Consider the following 22,470-nt stretch of genomic DNA (forward strand, 5'->3'; position numbering starts at 1 on the left):
CATATCCAGGTACAAATACTTCGCCCCTACCGACAATGAGTTTGGGTAGATTTAGCTAGCGTGTTGTCGATACCAGTCGATAGTATTCTTCAACCCCTGCTTAAACTCCATCTCAGCAGTGAAGTTAAACTCCTCCTTGGCTCGTTCAATATCCAGACAACGGCGAGGCTGACCATTGGGTTTATCAGTTTCCCAGACAATTTCTCCCTTAAATTCCATCAATTCGCAAATCAACTCAACTAAATCGCGAATTGAGATTTCATAGCCTGTACCCAAATTAACTGGCTCTGGCTGATTGTAATCCGTGGTAGCCATCACAATACCCCGTGCTGCATCGGTTGAGTAGAGAAACTCACGGGTAGGACTGCCATCACCCCACGCAGGCAATTTCATTTCTCCCTTTTGTTGGGCTTCATAGACTTTACGAATTAGGGCAGGGATTACGTGGGAACTGCTGGGGTCGAAATTATCTTCCGGACCATACAAGTTCACGGGTAACAGGTAGATGCCATTGAATCCGTACTGTTGCCGATAGGCTTGTAGCTGGACTAAAAGAGCTTTCTTAGCAACCCCATAAGGGGCATTGGTTTCTTCCGGATAACCATCCCAGAGGTTATCCTCTTTAAAGGGTACTGGTGTGAATTTGGGATAGGCACAGATGGTACCAACACAGACAAATTTTTCCACACCGGCTTCATAGGCGGCATGAATTAGCTGAGTACCCATCATTAAATTGTCATAGAATAGCTCAGCTGGCTTTTCTCGATTAAGACCAATGCCACCAACATGAGCAGCAAGATGAATGATGATATCCTGCTGATCCACAGCTCTTTGACAGTTCTCTAAAGAACGCAGGTCATAATCACGCGATCGCGGAATAGTAATCTTCTGTGCATCCGCTCCAGCTTTACACAACTGATCCACTACCTGACGTCCTAGAAATCCAGCCCCACCAGTAACTAGAATCCTCTTATTACTAAGATCTAAACTTTCCATTTATTTGTCATCCTTGCCTAGCTTTTGGAGAACTATCACCGTCTGGTGCATCGCAATGCAAGCAGGAATATACTGAGTCATTATTCAACACAAATCCTATTGATCCGGATTTGTGGTTGCTGATGTATTGCCTTGCACTAGCGATGCTACCTTCACAGTCAGTCATAGACTAACGGATTAGTCAACCATCGTAGCTACACCTTGACGGATATAGGCTTGATCATTCAACGGTTGAGTACTTTTGCCATTAGGGAGTGACAGACCCAAGGCTTGTAAATCCGCTTCTACCATTAAACCTACCAACTGCTCAAAGGTTACAGATGGCTCCCAACCGAGCTTCTGGTTTGCCTTGGTGGGGTCACCAATTAGTATATCTACTTCGGCAGGACGCAAATAACGCTCGTCAAACTCGACATAATTATTCCAATCGAGATTGACATATTTGAAGGCAATCTCTAAAAATTCCTTAACTGAGTGGGTTTCACCAGTCGCTACCACATAGTCATCTGGTTTGTCTTGCTGGAGCATCAGCCACATGGCCTTGACATAGTCCTTCGCGTAACCCCAGTCTCGCTTAGAATCAAGATTACCCAGGTAGAGTTTTTTCTGCTGACCTCCGACAATTCGGGCAATTGCTCGGGTAATCTTGCGGGTTACAAAGGTTTCCCCTCGACGGGGTGACTCGTGGTTAAACAGTATACCATTGCAGGCAAACATGCCGTAGGATTCACGATAGTTTATAGTTTGCCAGTGAGCATACACCTTAGCACAGGCATAGGGAGAGCGGGGATAAAATGGAGTAGTTTCCTTTTGGGGTATCTCCTGTACTTTGCCAAACATCTCAGAAGAACCAGCTTGATAGAAACGCACGTCGATACCGGTGCGCTGACGATAGTCCCGAATCGCCTCCAAGAGTCGGAGAGTACCCATTCCCACCGAGTCAACGGTATATTCTGGGGAGTCAAAACTGACCCGAACATGGGATTGAGCCCCTAAGTTATAAATTTCCGATGGCTTAACCGCCTCTAAGATCCGGCGTAGGGTCACACCATCAGTCAAGTCACCGTAGTGTAAGAAGAACCGTGCGTTTTCATTGTGGGGGTCTACATAGATGTGGTCAATGCGATCTGTGTTGAAGGTGGAGGTCCTTCGGATAATACCGTGAACCTCATAGCCCTTTTCTAGCAACAACTCACTCAAGTAGGAACCGTCTTGACCTGTAATTCCAGTGATTAGCGCTCTTTTTGGTTCCGTCATTCTTTACTTTTCCTGTAACGTAATGTGGGCAATTTTGGTAGATATTGCTTCCCGAGAAAATCTCCCATGCAAACTTCCCAGTTTGCATGGGAGTTAATCATCACCACGTTAACTCAAAAATTTATTTGTGGCTGTAGTGAATTTACCGTAAATAAACTCTCAGGAAAAATTTCACATATTCTCCACAGAAAGTTTAAAATTATAGATTAATATAATTATTGAAAGACTAAAATCGTGTTGACGTAAATTAATTTTTGGGCTAAAAACTTGCTATTATTTTTTTTGAGTTTAAACTATAAGGATGTTTTTTTTATTTTTAAAATAGTTTTTTTATGAATTTTTTTTCCATAATATGGAGCATACTAGTTTAATAAATGCGTCGCCACTAAGGCAGTATTATTGCCTATATATCAGTAATAAGCATACCACATCAGAGGGTGTATTGAAGGTTAAAAACTTTACAAAATTATCATAATTTCCCAGGGGATAAGTTCTCAAATTTTATGAGTATGGGCAGGTTAATTAGGTTGTTTAGCCCCATGCTTTAGGATGAGGGCGACTTTGGAAACACTGGTTTAGTCAAGCATCAAACAAAATTAAGTGTACGGCTATATATTTATATAGGAAGTATACCCGTTTTTCAAAATCATCCTGTTATGGCATAATTTTTATGTATAAATAAGCTGATGGCCGTTGATTTTTTTTGCTCGCTTTATAGTAAATAGTTTTATAGCCAAAATCCTCTGAATACAATTAAAACAATTGCATATTCAATTATTAAAAAAATTTAGAATTTATACAATTCTAAATATTAGCTTTTTATTTTTTATTTAAACTTTAAATAATTGCATTATTTGATAAGTATCCTCTCCAAACTTTTAGCCTGAAATACCCTTGATTATTAGGTCTAATAATTTGGTTTTAATCGGATATTAATCAATGGAGTTGTCTAGGATGGGACTGCCCTTAACTGAAACCTATAGATTTGATATACGTGATCCTATTTTTGCAAAACTTCGTCGCAATACCTATGCTGTATGGCTTCGCATCGTTACATTAGTTTTCACTGATCTATTCATGCTATTGATGGCATGGTTAATTGCGGTTACTTTTAGTAAGTATATAAATAATGATTGGGGAATAGTCAATCAAGCAATACTAGTTTATATAGTCATACCCTGGGAAATTTTATTGATTGCTTTACAAGACCTTTATAATTCTGGTAACAAACGCCGTGACTACTTAGCTCTAGCCCAGACAATCACTGTTGCCCAGATTAGTCTACTCGTTATTGCTTGCCTGTATCAACCCGATCAATTTGTGATTCAACTAATTGATAGTTTGTTATGGCTATTAAGCCTCGCTCTTGTCTGCATCGGACGCTTAGGAATAGATTTTCTTCTGAGACGGCTTCGTAAAAAAGGCTTACTTCGCTATCCAACCCTGATCATAGGTTCACCATATCAACAACAAAAAGCAATTCAAATACTGGAAAACGAAGATTGTTATGGCGTTATTAAATTCTTCGATATTAATTTATTAGATCAATCGAACCTATCCGATTTTATTAAAGAAATTCGTGCTCTAGACGTAGCCGAAGTATTTGTTTGCTCTTGGAACAAGGTAGAAGATTATATGTTCTTTTACTGGAGTCTCAGAAACGCAGGTATCACCTTGCGAATTTTGTGTACAGACTTAGGACCTATTTACCAAAATGTGGAGATGTCTAGTATAGGTGGTGTGCCTACCATAGGGTTTTCTCCCCCTCTAATTACTGGTATTGACTTTTTGGCAAAAAGATGTTTTGATTTTGTGCTTTCTGTCTTAGGAATAATTGTGCTTTTGCCACTGTTTATCAGTATTTCCGTTTTAATCAAGCTTGATTCCCCAGGACCGATATTTTACAAACAGGAAAGAGTTGGCTTACATAATAAACGATTTAAGACTTGGAAATTTCGCAGTATGTTTGTGGATGCTGACCAACGTCTCAAAGAGCTAGAAGCTCGTAATGAAATGAAAGATGGTGTTCTCTTTAAGATAAAGGATGATCCACGGATTACCAAAGTAGGAAAAATTATCCGCCGCTATAGCTTAGATGAACTGCCCCAATTACTTAACGTTCTCTGTGGAGAAATGAGTTTAGTTGGTCCTAGGCCCTTGCCAATCAGAGATGTCAATAAATTCTCTGAACACCACTTTATCCGTCATGCAGTTTTACCGGGAATAACCGGACTTTGGCAAGTGTCCGGTCGTTCCGATATTACGTCTTTTGAAGAAGTGGTACGTCTAGATACTTTGTACATGGAAAATTGGTCAGTGTGGCTAGATTTGAAGATTTTATTAAAAACTGCCATAGTGCTTTTCCAAAAAAAAGGCGCTTACTAGTCACCTGAGTTGGATATAACCAACTTTGTCCAGGAGTCAGGAGTGGGGAAAGGGTAGCATGGGCTCGCCTAGTGCGTAAGCTTACCGCTTGAGGTGCGCTTTCCGGATTAAGAATTAAATTCGCCACGGGTCGCACCTAAAGTACTAAAGTATCGGTTAAATTTTCTAAACCAATAACAATTTATGTCCTGAGAGAGAGATAATGTTGCTCAACACTTGGGAATATTCTCAATAATTAGTTAGGGTTATTTTTCTACAGTGGAAAAAAAAATATGGTGATTGAGTTAACTGTTGCCATCCCGACATACAACGGTCAGAAGCGTTTACCAGAAGTCTTAGATCGACTCCGAGACTGTTGCCAGCAAGACCAACTGAGCTGGGAAGTTATTGTTATTGACAACAACAGTACTGACGGCACTGCTAAGCTTGTTGAGGCTTATCAAGCCAATTGGCCAACGCAATATCCGTTGAGGTATTGTTTTGAACCGAAACAAGGGGCAGCTTATGCCAGATGCCGTGCCATTCAGGAAGCTACAGGTGAACTAGTGGGTTTCCTAGACGATGACACGATTCCATCAATGTCTTGGATAGCTTCTGCTTACGCCTTTGGCAAATCTCACCCTACTTCTGGTGCTTATGGTAGTCAAATCCATGGTGTTTTTGAAGTCACTCCTCCACCAAATTTTGATAAACTTGCGCCATTTCTAGCAATCACTGAACGTGGTTGTGAGCCATTACTTTATGAACCTCACAAAAAATTACTACCACCTTCAGCTGGGTTGGTTGTGCGAAAACAAGCTTGGTTAGAGAGTATGCCCTCTCGGCCTATTTTGACTGGGCGCACTAAGAGCAGTATGTTAACTGGGGAAGATTTAGAGATGTTGTCTCGTATCCAAGCTAAGGGCTGGGAAATCTGGTACAATCCTGCTATGGAAATTGAGCACAAAATTCCTAGCTGGCGTCTGAGACGTGAGTATTTAATTCCGTTTTTCCGTGGCATTGGTTTAAGTCGTCATGTGACCCGGATGTTGAGTGTAAAACCTTGGCTAAGACCATTGGCTACTCTGGCTTACATGAGCAACGATTTGCGCAAAATTACCTTTCACTGGCTCAAGCACGGTGGTTCTATCCAGTCGGATTTAATTGCAGCTTGCCAAATGGAGTTGTTTATGAGTAGTCTATGGAGTCCTTTTTACCTCCGTAAACATGGGTATTTTGCTGAGTATGATAACTATTCAAATAACTAGTTATTTGAACTAGTTTAAAAGGTTTAACAGGGGGAATAAACTGGGAGAGGGAAGTCATAAATTGGTCATAAATTGATCATAAATTGTGATATTATACCGCAAATAGGCAACACCTAAAAAGGCGATTCTCGCGGCTGTCGCAGCTACGCGATTGACCGTAGGTCACGCTAAAAGCGATTGGCCGTAGGCCACGCTAAAAGCGAACGCGTTTTGCTACTGAGGTGGGATTTTCTTGAAATACTCACGCTCTTTAAGCCGATTGTCTACTTCTGACTATCTTTGATAACTGATCTGAGTAGCGAGGGTGGAGCAACCCCAGTACCTCCTGTTTCTTGTAAGTGAGAGTCAAAGCATCCATAATCCCTTCCAGCCATCCTTGCCGATTTCTAAACAGCCAACGCTGTAGTTCTTTTAGGGGCATTCCAGCCACCGCTTCAGTGGGCAAAGCAGTTAGAATTTCGAGAGGGACAATAAAACCAAGAGACACTTCCCCATAGGTAACCATAGGTAATTCAGTTCCTGACTGCCAGCGTGTGCGATCAGAACGTGCCTTGGTAGAAAGTTGGGCAAGGGAAACTTGGTGGTAAAGAAAAGTCATAGTTATAGATTCAATGTTTTCCCATGCCATACTGGAAAATCCCAGCTGGCATCACTAAAACTCAGAATTCCCAGCTAGCCAACACCTGTAACTAAACACCTGTAACTAACAGAGTTTCTGAACGAACGCAGATGGCACCTTTATCAAAATCTTGGCCTGTTCACGTCTTTGTGGTTTAACCAATTTTGGTTTAACTAAAACCCCATTATCCATGCTGCCATTTTTACTAAATTTCACCCTGGCTCAAGCCACTCCAGCACCAACACCTCAATTAGAAATCGTGCAACTCCAAGAAATACGCCCTCTACCAGGACAACTAGATAATGTACCCGTATTTAACAGCAACAGTCCCGAACTAGTACAGACTGAAGGAATTTTACTGTCCACATTTCCCCCTTTTGACAAAGCCAACCCAGGGGCTCACTTAAACTTTCCATTTCAGGGGCGCTTTGATATCTTTGCCCACCATGTTGCCAAAGCAGCCACCCTAGATGATTTGCGCACCCTCTATCTAGGGATTATCCTCTACAATCCGGGCAAAGAACCAGTAACAGTAGATATTATTGAGGCAGCTAGTTACCTGAGTCAGCCTGATGCACCATTTATCGAATTACCCTCCCAAGTAGATAATTCTTCCGGTAGAGTTTATGCTGGGCCTGGTAGCCGAGTGATGAGTGATATTCTCCGTGGAGGTAGGCAAGACGGATTTCCTGCCCAATTGGTGATTCAGGCTCAGCAAAGCCGCATGTTGCTGAATCTGCCAATTCCAGTGCGAACCTTGACACCACCGATTAATGGTCGCTCAACGTTGATGCGGTTATACAGTAATGGCAAGGTATACGCCGCTAGTCTTGCTCAGTATGCACCTTTAGATAGTGATGGCAATGAACGCTCTCCTACTATAGCTCAATGGCAGGATTTATTAGAGCAAGGGGAGTTAGCTGGACCACGCGATCGCGCCCCGACTGATCCAATTGCTACTACTGGTTCAATTATCTACGGTCGAGTGGCAGGAGTAGCCCGAGGCTCTAGATGGCAAGCTCAGTTGGTGGATAATCCTACTGCTCAATCTCTAACTATTCCGCAACCGGGAAAAGCCTTTTCCTACGGACTGAGTACCCTCGATCACGGCAGGTTAGGTACTGGTCAAATTCAGAGTGCGCCGATGTTAGTCCGTTATCCAGATACCGCCTATTTTGCCCATGGTAACTATGGGGTGCAATACAGCCTGACCTTGCCACTGATTAATCCCACCCGGGATACTCAAACGGTCACTCTGGCTCTTGATACACCGATTAAACAGGATCAAATCCAGGGAGGATTAAGGTTTTTAAAGGCACCAGCTAAGCAAATATTTTTCCGAGGGACAGTGCAATTGAGCTATAAGGATGATCAAGGTTTACCTCGGACGCGCTATGTGCATTTGGTACAACGGCGTGGTGAGCAGGGGGATACCCTAGTGAGGTTGCAGATGCCACCCCTTGAGCAACGGCTGGTGCAAGTCGATTTTCTCTATCCACCAGACTCGACACCCCCCCAAGTTTTAACGGTTCGGACACATCATTAATAAATAACAATCTGCCCATCTCCCCATCTCTGGATTTCCCGGTGCCTGGCTCCCACATTGTGATTATGGGTATTAAACCTAACTTGATATCATAGGGTGGTGGGAGGGTCGATAGTATGTCAGATCACTCAGATCAGGTTCTACGTATCAATGTAAATTGATATTGTAGTCAATGTAATAAATTCATGAAATGATCAGTTGATTATTTCGATAGGTAGATAAAATGTTATACTCTAACTTACTAGACTGAAAAAGTCAAACAATGATCAGTGTCTTCCTATGTTTTCCTGTGAGCATCCTGCCTTGCGAGTTCTTGTAGTTGACGACCATGAATTAACTCGATATAGCCTTCAGTTAGCATTTTCTGCTCAGGAGAATATTGAGATAGTTGCTCTTGCTAGTAACGGGAAAGAAGCCATTGATATGGTAGAGTGCCATCGCCCGGATGTTATAGTACTTGATCTACAAATGCCTATGATGGATGGTCTCAGTGCAGCCACCCGGATCAAAAGTCTAGAGCCAGACACGAAAATTATTGCCTACTCTTCAGTAGAAGACCCCCAAATTGAGGTGATGAGCCAAACTGCTCCCGTTGATATCTTCTGTAGGAAAGATGTTGCCACTTCAGATCTAATTAATTTAGTTAGGAAAATGGGGAGGGATAAAGTTAACTGTCTACAACCACTAGCTAAAATCAGCTGAGAAACGAAAACTATAATAAGGCGCTGCTAAACTAAGGAATTATGCAATTATATTCAGCTGATTTCCCGGTTACCTAATTATCCTCAATTATTCCATTAATCAGCAACGCCAATTTTTTTAGGAATCAGTTAGCCTTTCTATTCGGGGAAAGTACGCTTAAATTCATCGATTAGGTCATCGAGCTCTTCGAGAGCCTGATTAACGTCAATTCTGAGGGTTCCCAAATCGGGTTGCTCCAGAAGCCGTAACAAGGATTCCCGTTTACTCGTGATTAAGGTAATTCGCTCCTTAATTTTTTCCAACTCCATATTTTGGCTGTCTCTTATCTACAAGAATTTTATGATAACGATCAGATTTTATCATAAAAAGGGGGAATAAGGTATTTAAGAGAAAGACTTGGTGCATTGATTACTTCATTCTTACTTACCTAGACTCATCAATATCCGTCAAGCCAGTAATCAGAGTATTAGAGTATTGGGTTCATGTAATGATGGGAAGATGGGGGATAGGGCAGATAGGAGTGGATAAAATTCACCCAAAACCATATATTGGTAATTTTGTCAACTTCTATGACTTGACCACCACTCTATGATAATAAAACTGGAGTTATTTCTGTTACATAGCTAAATAATGTTACCCCGAACTTCCCTAGGAACTGTAGGTCTAGTCATTGGTGGATTACTGACCGTAATCGGCTTTGTTGCCTACGCCACCGATAATGCCACCCTCAATCTAGTGGGATTCTTTTATGGAATTCCGATTCTACTAGGAGGTCTTGCCCTCAAAGCTGCCGAGTTAAAGCCTGTGGAATTAAGCCAACCAACAATTCCTGAAGTCCTGACGCTGCGAGAGCAAAGCGCCACCCCAATCCAAAACCAGATTCGCAAAGACGTAATGCGATATCGCTATGGTCAAGAAGCCCATCTAGATAGTTCCTTGGAAAGCCTTGGTTTATCTCCTACTGATGAAGAAAGACCTGTGTTGATGGGGTTACGAGAAACTTCGGTGGATGGTGCTTATGCCTTAATTCTCGAATTTGACTCCCCACTAATTCCTTTTGAGACTTGGCTCAAAAAGCAGGAAAAACTGGAAAACTTCTTTGGACCTGGTATTAGAGTAGATTTAACCGAACTTGAAGAAGACCAGGTGGATGTAGCACTAGTGGCAATACCGGAAGAAACCACCAGCGTCTAAAGACCTTACCTTTGAAGCTCCCCGCTGTTACCTAGACGGGGATTCTTAGTTCAAACAGTCGCTCATATACCAACCCGTGACGCTGAGCGCCGATTTGTTACCTAGACATCGGCGCTCAGCGCTGCTGTTCTGTTGTCGGTATAGTTTTTAGAGGCGGACTACATACCACTGTAAATACTCTCCAGGTCCTACATCTAATTCACAGCTGGTCTCCATCAAATACTGTCCTTGCTCCTCTAAAGAGGTCAAATGCTGCAAATCCCTTGGCAAATCATCCTGACGATTTGCCAAGATTGCCATTAACTTTGACTTTAACTCCATTGCAGTCAGAATCACCTCTGGCTGATTAGTTTCGAGAACTACATACCCATCTTCCTGGAACATTATAGAATTAGGCATATCTTAGATCAAATCTGCTTTCTTCCTTCGTTTATAATCTTAGGATGTTTGTGATTTTTTGGGTCTTTGTGGTAACTAAAAAACTATTCATTTGCAAACCTATTCCCGTGCCAGCTACAAAACCCTGATCGATATGTTTCTATCTCTCAACTACGAGCCAGCCTTAGAATCCCTCGGATATGACTATTTTGACGAAGTAGCAGCAGCAGAATTTCCTAGGCATATCCTGCGGTTTCGTAACGACCAATTGTTACCCCGTATTGGATTAAATCCCCAAGACACTAACGACCAAGACTTTATCCAAGCTTTCGGTAAATTTCAGGGAGTTCGACCTTTTTTAGCCCTGCGCTACCACGGCTATCAATTTGGTGAATATAACCCTAGACTAGGGGATGGCAGAGGTTTTCTCTATGGTCAAGTAAGAGGTATTGATGGGGAACTTTACGACTTCGGTACCAAAGGCTCTGGCACCACACCCTACTCCCGAACTGCTGATGGTAGACTGACCCTCAAAGGAGGGGTGCGGGAAGTACTTGCAGCTGAAGCGTTGCACCATCTTGGAGTTTTAACCTCCCGCTGTCTGAGCCTGATTGAAACTGGAGAGCAACTGTGGCGAGGTGATGAACCTTCTCCAACTCGCTCATCAGTTATAGTACGTTTTAGCCGTTCCCATATCCGGTTTGGTACCTTTGAGCGACTGCATTACTTTAAGCGTCCGGATTTAATCAAGAAGCTATTAGACCATGTGATTGAGCAGTACTACCCAAGCATAATCCCCCTAAAGGAGGATAACAAACAGGAGCAGTATGCTCAGTTTTACGCTGAGTTGGTGGAACGAGTGGCTCGATTAGCAGCCCAGTGGATGGCAGCGGGTTTTTGTCACGCTGTCTTAAATACCGACAATATGTCGATTACTGGAGAAAGTTTTGATTATGGACCATTCGCCTTTATCCCCACCTATGACCCTAAGTTTACCGCTGCTTACTTTGACTATTACAGGCGCTATAGTTACGGCAATCAACCTGGAATTTGTCAGTTAAATTTAGAAATGCTTCAGCAACCGTTAGGGATGGTAATCCCAACATCGGAGATGGAAGCAGGTTTAGCCGAGTTTGGTAAACATTATTACCGCAATTATCGGCACTTGATGCTGAATAAACTGGGATTTGAACAGTTGCCAGAGTCGGAAGAGTCAGAGTTATTGAGGTTAACGATTCAGTTCCTGCAAGATACTCAGGTTGGTTATCACGCTTTCTTTGCTGAATTAGCCCAACAGTTTGATAAGAGTTGGCGAGATGATGTTACTCAGATAATGAGCCGAGAATCTTTTTGGGAGTCAGATGCTCAGTATTCATCCCTAGCAGATTGGCGCAATTTATACCACCACCTTTTACAAAATTTATCAGTTGATCAGCTTAAGGATATGTCAACACTTTTGCGAGATAAGAATCCGCACACTGCTTTACTCAGACCTGTAATTGAGGCAGTTTGGGAGCCAATTACTCAGGAAGATAATTGGGAGCCGTTTTATGAGTTGATCAGCAAACTACAAGCTAAACAATGAAACAGTGATTAGTTTCAAGCTGAGGCAAGAACCATTTATCTGAATTTAATTTAATTCAAATTAAGATTGTTGACATTTCCATTAACTTCTGGTAAGACTCCTGACGGTCTAGGAGATGACACTGGAGCTAATGGTATCTCTAGCAGCGGTCGATTTAGAGCAATCCTGAGGGGTTCTGCTTTTGGCAATGGAGTTGGGTTAGTGGCCATCTGTGGCACTGGTGAGGGTCCATTAGGCACAATCATCGAAACCGCACCGACAAACATGGCAGCAAGGGCAGCACCACCCCAAACAAATTTTCGGCGATTCCGGCGGCGGTCAATTTTTGAGAAAACTTGCTGTGCCAGTTCTTGAGCTGGTTGCTCTGTTTGTGGGACGGGCATGGCTCGGAATGCCTGACGTAGCATCAGCAGTCGATTGTATAATCGTTTGGCCTCTGGGTCAGTTGCCAATAGCTGCTGCACATCAGAGCGCTCTGCTGATGTTACTTCCCCATCAACGTAGGCACTGATTAATTGAAAGCGATCGCGTTTGAGGGAATCCATATCTTTGGCAGATTCCTGCCCATAAGTGTTATCAGGGTTAAATTTAGAGGTCATTTTCTCATCACCAACGAGTCATCGTAAACTCCCCACACTAGATCTCCCATATTTTTTCTATTAAGGGAATAACCAATAAAGGAAATCCGGCGCTTTAGATAAAGATTTGAACAAGCTTGTCTTCTCAAATTATGGGCTTTAGATAAAGATCTGATTAAGCAAGCCTTGTAAAGATTTGATATATTATTAAGTAACTATACTGATGTTTAGGAATCTAGATAAGCTTGCAGGTGAGATTGCAATCTCGCTCTTGCTCTAGCAATTCTAGACTTAACGGTTCCGAGAGAAGCGCCAGTAATTTCGGCAATTTCTTCATAAGCCATACCTTCGATTTCCCTAAGGATGATGGTAGTACGAAACACTTCTGGCAACTCTGATATTGCCTTGTGCAGTTGCTCATAAAACTCTCTGGTCGTCATATCTTCTTCTGGACCAGGCTCTGCTGAAGCAATTTCCCAATCCATATCGCCATCATCCATATGACGTGGTGCATCCAGAGACAGGGGGTGGGCTACCCGCTTGCGTTTGCGGAGCTCATCATAGAAAAGATTGGTGGCAATACGGCTTAACCAACCTTTGAACTTGACTGGTTCATTAAGTCGTTTAATATTACGGTAAACCCTAATCCAGACCTCTTGGGCTAAATCGGAGCGATCTTGCCAGTCTGGTGCTAAGTGATACAAAATCTTATCCACGTGGGACTGATACCGACGTAGTAGCTCAGCAAAGGCTGTGCGGTCAGGATTCATACCTTCCTGACAGCGTAAAACCAAATCATAGTTAGAGAGTTTCTCAGGTTGCACCGGCACTTGAGGAAGTGTTACCTCTGTTGACCAGGATAGAGAAATTGGTTGACTCATGATTGGAATAGCTTCTAAAACTTTCTTCCTCTCATTGACTCCCAACTTCTGCGATTGGTTCCCGCTCATCGAGCACTAGTCTATCTTACATTTTCACGCTTGTAGTGGACTGAGCCAGCAAACAGCCAATTAACTATTAAATTAACTAGTCATTTCCAATTAATTAACTATTAAATAAATTAATTATGGCCATAAGCAACTCAATTAACACTAGCTTAATGATATTTTGCTTTGGGTCAGCAGGATTGTTAATCTCAGCTAAACTACCACAGCTTAAGCTGAAGCAACTTACACCTGAGATTAGCCAGGTCTTGCCAGCAACCTCTCGGTTGACCATAGCACGACTCGATACAGATAAGACGCTGACAAAAACCTCTTCAGTATACCCAGAACTGGAACCGTTGTCATCCGAAAAAACAGCCTCAGATCTGATAAAACCTCAGGTAACGCTAAAGAGACTGAAATCAAAAATTCCCAAGGTTTTACCAGCCACCTCTTATTTTACTGATGCAATTGCTGCTATTACTTACCAGGTAGTTGTGGATTTGAGTGATACTACGGTCTACTTGTACTGGGGAGAACAATTGCTCCAGAGCCACCCAATTGCTATTGGTAAACCCGGTTGGGATACACCCACTGGCAGTTTCAAAATTATTCGCAAACAACCCAACCCTATTTGGAAAGAACCGATTACTGGTGAACTCATACCTCCTGGACCTGATAATCCTTTAGGAGAAAGGTGGATTGGTTTTTGGTCTGACGGACACCATCAAATCGGGCTTCATGGCACTGATGAAGAAGAGCTAATCGGCAAAGCGGTTTCCCACGGCTGCTTACGGATGCTCAACCAGGATATTAAACAGTTGTATGAGCAGGTCAGTCTAGGAACACCAGTAATTGTGAGAAATTAAACATCTCAACGCCAAAAATTGTACTTTAAAATTTTTTTTTACCATAACCTGTTAACATTGACTCAACGTAATCCATGTAATCCATTTGAGCGCTGAGGCTTGGGCTCAAAGCCTGGTGCACAGCCCTCTAACATACTACTAATCTGTCCCATCAGATCTTTGCTGGTTTTTTTGCGGATTGCTTGGCGATCAGCGCCAAAATCAGGTCGCTCTAGGTATTTGGCTATGGCATCCTTGACTTGATTGTTAATTAAATCCATTAGGTCTTGCTTTGCTCTTTTACGCTGGTATTGAGCACCTTTTTCGGTAGTGGCATAGAGAGGGGGCAGTCTATTGAGGGCATAGGCAGCAATATCTCCTACCTCCAGAAAGCGATCGCTCTTGTCTTCTATCTTGGTAACTTGATCAATTGCTTCGCTTAATACCAACTCTTCCATGACATTGATAAACTGCTTGCGAGCAACTGTAACCACCTCACCAGATAGCAGCGCCCCCATCAGCTTGTCTAATGCCATATATTCTTCTATGGAGAGTTCCGAAGCTGTGTCACAAAGGCGACCGACCTCACTCTCCATCAGGGGAGTTAAGTAGCCATCTTTCAACGCTTTTTCTACAATTTGCTCAATTCTCATGAGTAGATTTAATAGCTATTGATTTAATGGTCAAAATAATTAATAGTATAATCTAGGAATTTAGCTTCGTCTTGATCTGATTAAGCTGATACCGATGGGTGAATCTGGGGGATTTCGTGAAGCGGAGTCAGTGGTATGTGGGATTTTCTAGTAAAATCAAAAAAAGTAAGTTAGCCATAGGGCTTTATACCATGACTAACTATAAACACGAGGAATTTATGGAGTAGTGGTCAATAACCACTAATTCCTAAAGCCAGGACAAGTTAACAGCTAACCCATAGGGAACCGGCAAGAGGAAAGAAAATTTTTCCCTCTTGCCGGTTCCCTTTAACCTTTAAGCTTTACCGATACTTTTTAGCTACCAAAGTCTACCAAGATAGACCCTCGCCCGCCCAGGCAAGATGCTTTCATATCCAGGGGGTATCTCCGCGCTTCTCTGACGGAATATACCGCGAGCGCCATAAAAATGTCAAAAAAGTTGGTTCCACCGTAGGTCGAGAGCGCAACTCTTAAACCCTTGGTTTTCGGCTTTAATTTAAGTTACATAATAATCCCTATCGGTGTTACCCTAATTTAAGTTTAACAAATAATAAGAGTTTTTGGTAGACTCTGCGACATTTTTTCTAGCTGTTTACTAACCCTTGATGTTTAGGTGCGACTCGTGGCGAATTTAATTCGACGAAGAAGAGCGCACCTAAGATTTATCTATGATAATAAATGTACTGGCTTAGTTATTGTATAGGTGATCCACTTAAGTAATGGGCTGGGGTGAGGTCAATTCACACCTTGCCATCTCCAGGGTACCGGGTCAACCGACTGACCGTGAACATAGAGACCCCAATGTAGATGAGGACCAGTGGAAGCACCTGTAGAACCAATGCTACCAATGACCTGGCCAGCTTGAACAAAATCCCCCTCTTTAACTTTAATTTGGCTCAAGTGCAGCATGATACTGAGTACCCCTTGACCATGGTTAATCCCTACAGTGTTACCATGAACCCGGAAACCTTGAGACTCTCGTCCCACTAGTGCTATCCGTCCTGCTGCTGGTGCTACTACTGGTGAACCGAAGCCACCAGCATAGTCAACACCACGATGGTAGTAGTTTTTAGCAAAGACACCGTTGTAGTAGCGACGAATACCGAAAACGCTGGAGACACGAGCATTGTTGGGTCTATAGAATTTACCATTCCAGAATTTTTCTGGGGTCAATAATTTTTTAAACTGGGCAACCCGATTTAATTCAAATTGGGTTGCTGGGGCAGAGGCTTTGCCAGACAGCCGGATGCGTTGGACAGGGAAAGACCGATTCTGAAGTGGTACAGCTATGTTGTTGACTTTACCATCACCAGCCACCCGCAAAACCAATTTTCCTGGTTTATCTAATGGGGTAGTGGGTACTAAAGCGCGATAACGATTTGTCCCTGCTGCAAAGGTAGGATAGGTCTTTTGACCCATAGAAACGGTTGGTGGTGAACCAACTGTTTCGGTTTGAATTACCACTGACAAAGTATCGCCTAACTGGGGATTGTCTGGTTGAACTTGTACCTGTAAAGCTTGCACTGGTTGGCACAGGGCTACAAAACCCGATGCCAGGGCTATTGCTGTCGTTGTAATCAGGCGTTTGGCAAGGTGCTTTGCACTCAGAAGTGGGGTGGGACTAGAAGGAGAATAGTGCTCTAGCCCTGATAGTGAGCCATGAGAGGATAGTGATTTCACTGACTTATACAAAGTGCGACTATAGATTTTTATTCTTTAGCTACTGGGGCATAGACTATCATTTAGCCCAGTGTGTTTCCAATTCCATCTAGTTTGCAGATGAACCGGACCAAAGAAGATTGAGTCAGGTGCCATCATAAAAGGACATCTAAGTAAGGTCGATAGTCTATCACACTAACGGTTAGGCTAACTCGGTCGATGGATGCTCTATATCAATCAATACCAAACTATGAAATAGTTTTTTTTAAGGGTAACTCACGATTGCCAAACTAAGTCGAGGTTTAAATTAATGGACAGTTGGATCATCAAGCTCCATGACTTCATTGGTGAAATCCCCTTCCTGGTGATTTCTTTAATTACAGCCGTAACATTTTGCTTTTGGTTAATTCCCTACACCACTGATTTGATGGTGAGCTGTGCAGCGGGTCTTGCTGGTGACTATTTAGGGCGCGAGCAACGCACCTTGGTTATTAACTCAAGTACCAACAATCCTGAGTTACTTTTAATGCTTGTCTCACTGGGATTAGGTAGGCTAGGAGGGATAGCTACCCCACTAGGGTCAAATTTTGCAAACATTTATCTTATGTTTTTTGTTGCTCCATTCTTTGTTTTAGTTAAGTGGTTTTTCAAGAGGGATTTCAATAAGATATTAAATCTAATGACTCTAATCAATCGTGAAAAAAAATTGGTAATTTGGCATTCAATTATGTCCTTAAGTATGTTTGGATTTGCCAGTATAGCCTATTGGTGCCTAACCGGAGGCTTTCAGTTTAATTATTTATCAGAAGACATCCCATTAAGAACATGGCACTGGTTATTAATCGGAGTGTTGATCTGTATAATTGGGATTGGGATATTTGTGTATTTTGAAAATAACTTGAAAAAGAAGCGCCCAGGATTATTTGAAGATATCACTGAGGAAGATTTTGAGTCAAACTGGTGGAAGTTTTTTTTAGGGACTATATCCCTGACGGTATTATGTTATGTTTTAAATGCCTTATTCTTGGCCTATACTGAACTATATAGTTCAGTATTAAGTCAGTGGTTGGGATCAGCAGTGTTTGTAGGTTTACATTATTTTATTGGTAGTCTGATCTCTTCTTTACCAGAAGCGAATGTGGCAATAAAAAACTATGAACGTCTAACTTCACCGGATCTCAATACAGCCCTAGCATCAGCAAGTCAATCGAATATGACTAATCTTGCCCTGGGATGCTTCGGCTGTATTATCGCAACTATATTGTTACTGACTGGACTAAGCTATAAGTTGTAAATCAAACTTCAGCCTTTAGCCTTTAACCTTTAGCAATCAGCTATCAGCGTGTCGCGTATCAGCTAAAGGCCACGCTACTGTTCTCGCAGCACCTCAAGTAGCGCAATCGGTGCTTAATGGTGCGACAATCACGCGAATTTAATTCTTAATGGTAAGAGCGTACCTTTGAATAAAATAAACTGACCACTGACGGCTGAATGGTTACCTTTAGGCTTTAGGTGCCTGTGGCTTTAGATAAGCGATCGCATGATAAGGGATCATGATGGTCTGCTGATCTTGAGTGATCAGACACAGGCAGTTTTGATCTTGCCAGCACAATTGTCCGCTAAAGGAATCTCCAGTGAGAAGTTTTAGCTCTAGGAGTTGTTGGTCTTTGATATAGCCTTGAATTTGACTAATACTGGGCAAGCCGGTATCGAATTGGGCCATAATCACAAAAAATCGTGGGATGTGTGGGAACCCTAACAATCATAACCAATCATACTTGGCCAGGAGGGTTTTTGGCGTTTTGGGCAGCATAATTAGAACAAGTATTTTAATCAGTCGGTAGCTAAATCGGCGAAAATTAGCGAAACTTAAACAAAAGGCTGCAAAAGAATTACCATAGCACCAGAGCCGATTAATAGGGAATTGACTATGGAGTTTACAAAGTACCATGGACTGGGGAATGACTTTATTCTGATTGATAATCGGGATGACCCGGAACCCAGAATAACCTCAGATCAAGCGCTGCAGCTATGCGATCGCAATTTTGGAATCGGTGCAGATGGTGTGATTTTTGCCCTGCCAGGACAAGAGGGTACTGACTATACGATGCGGATTTTCAACTCTGATGGTTCTGAACCAGAGATGTGTGGTAATGGGATTCGCTGTTTAGGAAAGTTTCTGGCTGATTTAGAGGGGGATAATCACAAAACCCACTATCGGATCCATACCCTGGCTGGGGTGATCATTCCTGAACTCAAGGGCGATGGTAAAGTCAGGGTGGATATGGGGATGCCCCAGCTTAGTGCAGCTCAAATTCCCACTGTTTTGGCAGAGGCTGACCAAAAGGTAATCAATACCCCGATCGAAATAGCCGACAAATTATGGGAGGTTACCTGTGTCAGTATGGGGAATCCTCACTGTATTACCTTTGTGGAGGATGCCGATGCCATACCTCTGGAAACCATTGGTCCACTGTTTGAGCATCACTCAGTTTTCCCCCAACGAACCAATACAGAATTTATCCAAGTGGTGCGTCCCGATTATATCAAGATGCGGGTTTGGGAGCGGGGTGCTGGGGCAACTCTCGCCTGTGGGACGGGGGCTTGTGCTTCTGTGGTGGCTGGTGTGTTAACTAACAAATGCGATCGCATTTGTACCGTGGAGCTTCCTGGTGGTTGTCTTGACATTGAATGGTCCGAAACCGACCAGCGAGTTTACATGACTGGGCCAGCTGAGCAAGTTTTCACCGGTAAACTATCGCAAATCTCATGATAAGCCCAGATTTCCTGGCTTGAGATCAATCTTGCTGGGGAAATCCTGCTTTAAACTGCTTGACTACCTGATCGAGACCAACGGAATGGGAGGCTTTAAACAATAGACGATCCCCAGGTTGGACAAACCCCAGTAGATGTTCCACTAGAGGATTAGACTCACAGAAACACTCAACTGGCACGGAAGTAACACCGGTTGCGATCGCTTCTGCTTCTGGCTCACTTTCATCCACCAAAATCCGCAAGCCATCTATATTTAGTTGCTCAACCTTTTGACCCACTTGCTGATGAAGTTCACCGGATTTTGTTCCCAATTCCTTCATCGCCCCAAGTACTGCTATATGGCGTTTGCCAGGAGTCTGAGCCAGCATTTCTAGAGCAGCTACCATAGATTCAACTCCAGCATTGTAGGTTTCATCGAGAATCACTACATCGTTAGGTAACTCATAACGCTGGGCTCGACCTGCCGGTAGCTCAACCTTTAAACCATTCCTGAGGGTTTCCCAATCCACTCCCAATAATTTCCCAATGGCTAGAGCCCCGAGATAGTTCAGGGCATTGTGGCGACCTGGGAGGGGGATAGGAAACTCCATGCCCTCTACTTTCAGGATTTCTGGTGCAATCAACTCTCCTTGGACATGACCACCCTCTAAACCATAGGTTATGGTTTGCCCTTGCCAAACCTGAGCTGCGGTGTCAATTAGGCGTTGATTGTCGTGATTGAGAACTGCTACACCGTTGTTGGACATATGGGCTAATAACTCACACTTGGCTTTTGCGATCGCTTCCGTAGAACCCAACAGACCAATATGAGCTGTACCCACATTAGTAATCACGCCCACCGTAGGGTTGGCGATCTCGGTCAACTCAGCAATCTGTCCTGAACCACGCATTGCCATCTCGATTACAGCATAGTCATGGTCTGGTGCCAACTCCAGCAAGGTTTTGGGTACACCAATTTCATTGTTGTAATTGGCCTGGGTTTTGAGCACAGTGCCTTTAGTAGACAAAACTGCTGCGATTAGCTCCTTAGTGGTCGTTTTGCCTACAGAACCAGTGACAGCAATGACGGGAATCTGAAACTGGTCACGCCACCACCGAGCAATTTGCTGGTAGGTTTTGAGAGTATTTTCTACCTGAATCAGGGGCAAACCTTCGAGTTGGCTGACGTTAGTCGCCTCGGCAATGACCGCTAATGCCCCCTTCTCTACAGCCAGAGCTGCATAATCATGACCATCAAACTTTTCACCCCGCAGTGCTAAAAATAGTTGACCCGGCTCAAGGTGACGGGTATCTGTGGTAATGCCAGTGAATGACTTTTCCAGGATTTTTTCTGGAATGCCTACTGTCTTGGCGGCGAGAATGTCAACTAATTTTCCTACAAGAAGCCGACACACCATAACCTTATTTTTCTCCCAGTGTCCTAATTGTGCTGTTTTATCTAAACGCTCTATTTTCCAGGTAATTCAATAAATTTCACATTGTTTTTACTTAATTTTCACAATTTACACTCATTTGCACAATTAGGTAAAGAGTAGATGAAGATATACTAGTACTATAATAGCTCACCTCAAGTTTAGGTGATCATTAGAATATATCTACCATCGTAGATTAATTGTGATAGGCCAAACTCTCTTTGTGTTAGCTAAGCCATTTAAAGTTGAATTTTCATCTTTTCAAGCCAACCACCATTGATGAGCCCTAGATTTAGCACCTAGGAGAGCTACCGAAAGTGACCACCTGGAGAGACTCTAAAGAATCGGAAATTCGACATATTAGCTTGCCAGAGCAGCAAGTCTACAATCACTTACTCCAGTGGGTAAGGGTAGAATCACCAAAGCAATCAATTGAACGCTTCCAAAGGCTCTTCCTGGATGGAGTAGGATACGAAGATTTTGACATCTGGTTGGCCTTGGAAAAGATAGTAATGGATAAGCGGGCTCCGACAGAGTTCCGATTTGTGATCAATCGCTGCTGTCATATTCTGATCAATCACTGGCATCTGAAACCACACTCCAGAAGAGCAGTCCAAGAATTGGTAGCTGTGTTTGATCATGTGCCGTCTCCTTTAAGGGTTCACTCTCGGGCTCCTAGACGCCTGCGGGAACTAATGCAGCTGTTCAAAAGAACAGAGCAATATCTAACCTTGCAACGTCTGTCCATAGTAATGAGTGATACACCTCTATACTCTAATGGTTCTAAGCGAGTGGCAAACTTGATTCAGCGGTATCCCTACTTATATGAACATTGCTTACTCAGTGAAGACAGCTCTCAGGAATATCAGCAAACTGTCCGGCAAGTTCAAGCTAGGGTTCAACGGCGCTTTGAGTGTGATTTATCTAAGTACGTAACCTATCAGGTGCGATGCGCCAATGTCATGCGAAATCGGGCTATCACGACTCCAAAACGGATAATTCAACCAGTGTCAAATCCCACATTGCTAAGCGAACGAGAGTTGGCGAGTGCTCTCAAGCAGTTTGTTGGCAAAGTGCAAGGGTCTTACACCTACCGAGATGTTGCTCGTAGCTTCCATACCCACAGTCGGCACACAGCTTTTTTCAAAGACTTCAAGGACGATTTATATGAATATTTAGTTGCCTCGATTGACCCAGGCTATGGGAGGCAACAGTTTAACAAGCGATTGTATACTCATTTGCAAAACACCTTGCCTGAATGGGATTACCAAAGGCCCAATGAATTTATGGTGGTGCGTACCTGTAGTCAATTGTTAAACTTTTTGGTGGTGGAAAGTCCTAAGCGCCCCAATCACTATACGTTTGTTGATTTGATTACCAATGTAGGAACCACAATTACCACTGGACTATTGCTCAAGATTGTATTGGTCTGCGCTAAAGTCAAGCCCTATTTAGAAAAGCGATTTTCGATTTTGTTTAACCACTACGAGTCCCAAACCAGAAACAGCGTACCCTGGTTAGTCCCGTCTCTGGAAAACTTGAATATTGCCTTGAGTGTCCATTTTGGCTCAGCTGATATCTCCTTCCTTAATCAGATTATGTGATCGGATTCTGTGAATTGTAGCCTAGCGCTATAACTATAGGGTTGATCAGACCGATCAGGTACACAGGATT

Annotated in this window: 21 protein-coding genes; 10 read left to right on the forward strand and 11 right to left on the reverse strand. The window is 43.0% G+C overall.

Features of this window, described 5'->3' with window-relative positions; translation table 11 throughout:
• Positions 1 to 51: 51 nt before the first annotated feature.
• Positions 52 to 996 carry a GDP-L-fucose synthase family protein gene (locus BJP34_RS03495; protein WP_070391142.1) on the reverse strand — a complete coding sequence of 315 codons (945 nt, stop codon included), beginning with the start codon at positions 994 to 996 and terminating at the stop codon, positions 52 to 54.
• A 177-nt stretch (positions 997 to 1,173) separates the two neighbouring features.
• On the reverse strand, positions 1,174 to 2,253 hold the full coding sequence (gene gmd / locus BJP34_RS03500) for a GDP-mannose 4,6-dehydratase (RefSeq protein ID WP_070391143.1): 1,080 nt from the start codon (positions 2,251 to 2,253) through the stop codon (positions 1,174 to 1,176).
• A gap of 939 nt (positions 2,254 to 3,192) precedes the next feature.
• Here gmd and BJP34_RS03505 point away from each other — a divergent pair.
• Both BJP34_RS03505 and hpsE read left to right on the forward strand, forming a co-directional pair.
• The gene (locus BJP34_RS03505) at positions 3,193 to 4,638 is read left to right on the forward strand and encodes a sugar transferase (protein WP_229424226.1); all 1,446 of its coding nucleotides are present in this window, start codon (positions 3,193 to 3,195) and stop codon (positions 4,636 to 4,638) included.
• Positions 4,639 to 4,910: 272 nt separating this feature from the next.
• The gene (hpsE, locus tag BJP34_RS03510; RefSeq protein WP_070391144.1) at positions 4,911 to 5,885 is read left to right on the forward strand and encodes a hormogonium polysaccharide biosynthesis glycosyltransferase HpsE; all 975 of its coding nucleotides are present in this window, start codon (positions 4,911 to 4,913) and stop codon (positions 5,883 to 5,885) included.
• 250 nt (positions 5,886 to 6,135) lie between these two features.
• On the opposite strand, the gene BJP34_RS03515 is transcribed toward hpsE, so the two are convergent.
• Positions 6,136 to 6,483, reverse strand: a complete 348-nt coding sequence (locus BJP34_RS03515; RefSeq protein WP_229424227.1) for a hypothetical protein — start codon at positions 6,481 to 6,483, stop codon at positions 6,136 to 6,138.
• 211 nt (positions 6,484 to 6,694) lie between these two features.
• Between BJP34_RS03515 and BJP34_RS03520 the strand changes: the two genes are divergently transcribed.
• Complete coding sequence (locus tag BJP34_RS03520) at positions 6,695 to 8,050, forward strand: DUF3370 domain-containing protein (RefSeq protein WP_070391146.1); 1,356 nt, start codon at positions 6,695 to 6,697, stop codon at positions 8,048 to 8,050.
• A 279-nt stretch (positions 8,051 to 8,329) separates the two neighbouring features.
• The gene (locus tag BJP34_RS03525; RefSeq protein WP_070391147.1) at positions 8,330 to 8,752 is read left to right on the forward strand and encodes a response regulator; all 423 of its coding nucleotides are present in this window, start codon (positions 8,330 to 8,332) and stop codon (positions 8,750 to 8,752) included.
• Positions 8,753 to 8,889: 137 nt separating this feature from the next.
• Here BJP34_RS03525 and BJP34_RS45390 read toward each other — a convergent pair whose 3' ends face one another.
• On the reverse strand, positions 8,890 to 9,060 hold the full coding sequence (locus BJP34_RS45390; RefSeq protein WP_165691818.1) for a hypothetical protein: 171 nt from the start codon (positions 9,058 to 9,060) through the stop codon (positions 8,890 to 8,892).
• A gap of 322 nt (positions 9,061 to 9,382) precedes the next feature.
• On the opposite strand from BJP34_RS45390, the gene BJP34_RS03530 reads away from it, so the two are divergent.
• Positions 9,383 to 9,946, forward strand: a complete 564-nt coding sequence (locus BJP34_RS03530) for a DUF2854 domain-containing protein (protein WP_070391148.1) — start codon at positions 9,383 to 9,385, stop codon at positions 9,944 to 9,946.
• 147 nt (positions 9,947 to 10,093) lie between these two features.
• Here the strand turns inward: BJP34_RS03530 and BJP34_RS03535 are convergent, their stop codons facing one another.
• A complete protein-coding gene (locus BJP34_RS03535) occupies positions 10,094 to 10,345 on the reverse strand; it encodes a chlororespiratory reduction protein 7 (RefSeq protein WP_070391149.1) in 252 nt (83 codons plus the stop codon).
• 124 nt (positions 10,346 to 10,469) lie between these two features.
• On the opposite strand from BJP34_RS03535, the gene BJP34_RS03540 reads away from it, so the two are divergent.
• Positions 10,470 to 11,909 carry a protein adenylyltransferase SelO gene (locus BJP34_RS03540; RefSeq protein ID WP_324611071.1) on the forward strand — a complete coding sequence of 480 codons (1,440 nt, stop codon included), beginning with the start codon at positions 10,470 to 10,472 and terminating at the stop codon, positions 11,907 to 11,909.
• A gap of 50 nt (positions 11,910 to 11,959) precedes the next feature.
• On the opposite strand, the gene BJP34_RS03545 is transcribed toward BJP34_RS03540, so the two are convergent.
• Positions 11,960 to 12,508, reverse strand: coding sequence for an anti-sigma factor family protein (locus BJP34_RS03545; RefSeq protein ID WP_070391150.1), 549 nt, complete (start codon positions 12,506 to 12,508; stop codon positions 11,960 to 11,962).
• A 206-nt stretch (positions 12,509 to 12,714) separates the two neighbouring features.
• Positions 12,715 to 13,368, reverse strand: a complete 654-nt coding sequence (locus tag BJP34_RS03550; protein ID WP_070391151.1) for a sigma-70 family RNA polymerase sigma factor — start codon at positions 13,366 to 13,368, stop codon at positions 12,715 to 12,717.
• A 185-nt stretch (positions 13,369 to 13,553) separates the two neighbouring features.
• Here BJP34_RS03550 and BJP34_RS03555 point away from each other — a divergent pair, with 185 nt between their 5' ends.
• On the forward strand, positions 13,554 to 14,279 hold the full coding sequence (locus tag BJP34_RS03555; RefSeq protein WP_229424228.1) for a L,D-transpeptidase: 726 nt from the start codon (positions 13,554 to 13,556) through the stop codon (positions 14,277 to 14,279).
• Positions 14,280 to 14,341: 62 nt separating this feature from the next.
• On the opposite strand, the gene BJP34_RS03560 is transcribed toward BJP34_RS03555, so the two are convergent.
• Positions 14,342 to 14,911, reverse strand: coding sequence for a late competence development ComFB family protein (locus BJP34_RS03560; protein ID WP_070391152.1), 570 nt, complete (start codon positions 14,909 to 14,911; stop codon positions 14,342 to 14,344).
• A 774-nt stretch (positions 14,912 to 15,685) separates the two neighbouring features.
• Complete coding sequence (locus BJP34_RS03565) at positions 15,686 to 16,630, reverse strand: M23 family metallopeptidase (protein WP_070396474.1); 945 nt, start codon at positions 16,628 to 16,630, stop codon at positions 15,686 to 15,688.
• A 406-nt stretch (positions 16,631 to 17,036) separates the two neighbouring features.
• Between BJP34_RS03565 and BJP34_RS03570 the strand changes: the two genes are divergently transcribed.
• The gene (locus BJP34_RS03570; protein WP_229424229.1) at positions 17,037 to 17,903 is read left to right on the forward strand and encodes a hypothetical protein; all 867 of its coding nucleotides are present in this window, start codon (positions 17,037 to 17,039) and stop codon (positions 17,901 to 17,903) included.
• A gap of 207 nt (positions 17,904 to 18,110) precedes the next feature.
• Here the strand turns inward: BJP34_RS03570 and BJP34_RS03575 are convergent, their stop codons facing one another.
• Positions 18,111 to 18,332, reverse strand: coding sequence for an Hfq-related RNA-binding protein (locus BJP34_RS03575; RefSeq protein WP_070391154.1), 222 nt, complete (start codon positions 18,330 to 18,332; stop codon positions 18,111 to 18,113).
• A 201-nt stretch (positions 18,333 to 18,533) separates the two neighbouring features.
• On the opposite strand from BJP34_RS03575, the gene dapF reads away from it, so the two are divergent.
• On the forward strand, positions 18,534 to 19,382 hold the full coding sequence (gene dapF / locus BJP34_RS03580) for a diaminopimelate epimerase (RefSeq protein ID WP_070391155.1): 849 nt from the start codon (positions 18,534 to 18,536) through the stop codon (positions 19,380 to 19,382).
• A 25-nt stretch (positions 19,383 to 19,407) separates the two neighbouring features.
• On the opposite strand, the gene BJP34_RS03585 is transcribed toward dapF, so the two are convergent.
• Entirely contained in the window at positions 19,408 to 20,781 is a 1,374-nt protein-coding gene (locus tag BJP34_RS03585) for a UDP-N-acetylmuramoyl-tripeptide--D-alanyl-D-alanine ligase (protein ID WP_070391156.1), read from the reverse strand.
• A gap of 332 nt (positions 20,782 to 21,113) precedes the next feature.
• On the opposite strand from BJP34_RS03585, the gene BJP34_RS03590 reads away from it, so the two are divergent.
• Positions 21,114 to 22,400, forward strand: coding sequence for a hypothetical protein (locus BJP34_RS03590; protein ID WP_070391157.1), 1,287 nt, complete (start codon positions 21,114 to 21,116; stop codon positions 22,398 to 22,400).
• The last annotated feature ends 70 nt before the right edge of the window (positions 22,401 to 22,470 follow it).

Source organism: Moorena producens PAL-8-15-08-1, from assembly GCF_001767235.1.
GTDB classification, from domain to species: Bacteria; Cyanobacteriota; Cyanobacteriia; order Cyanobacteriales; family Coleofasciculaceae; genus Moorena; species Moorena producens_A.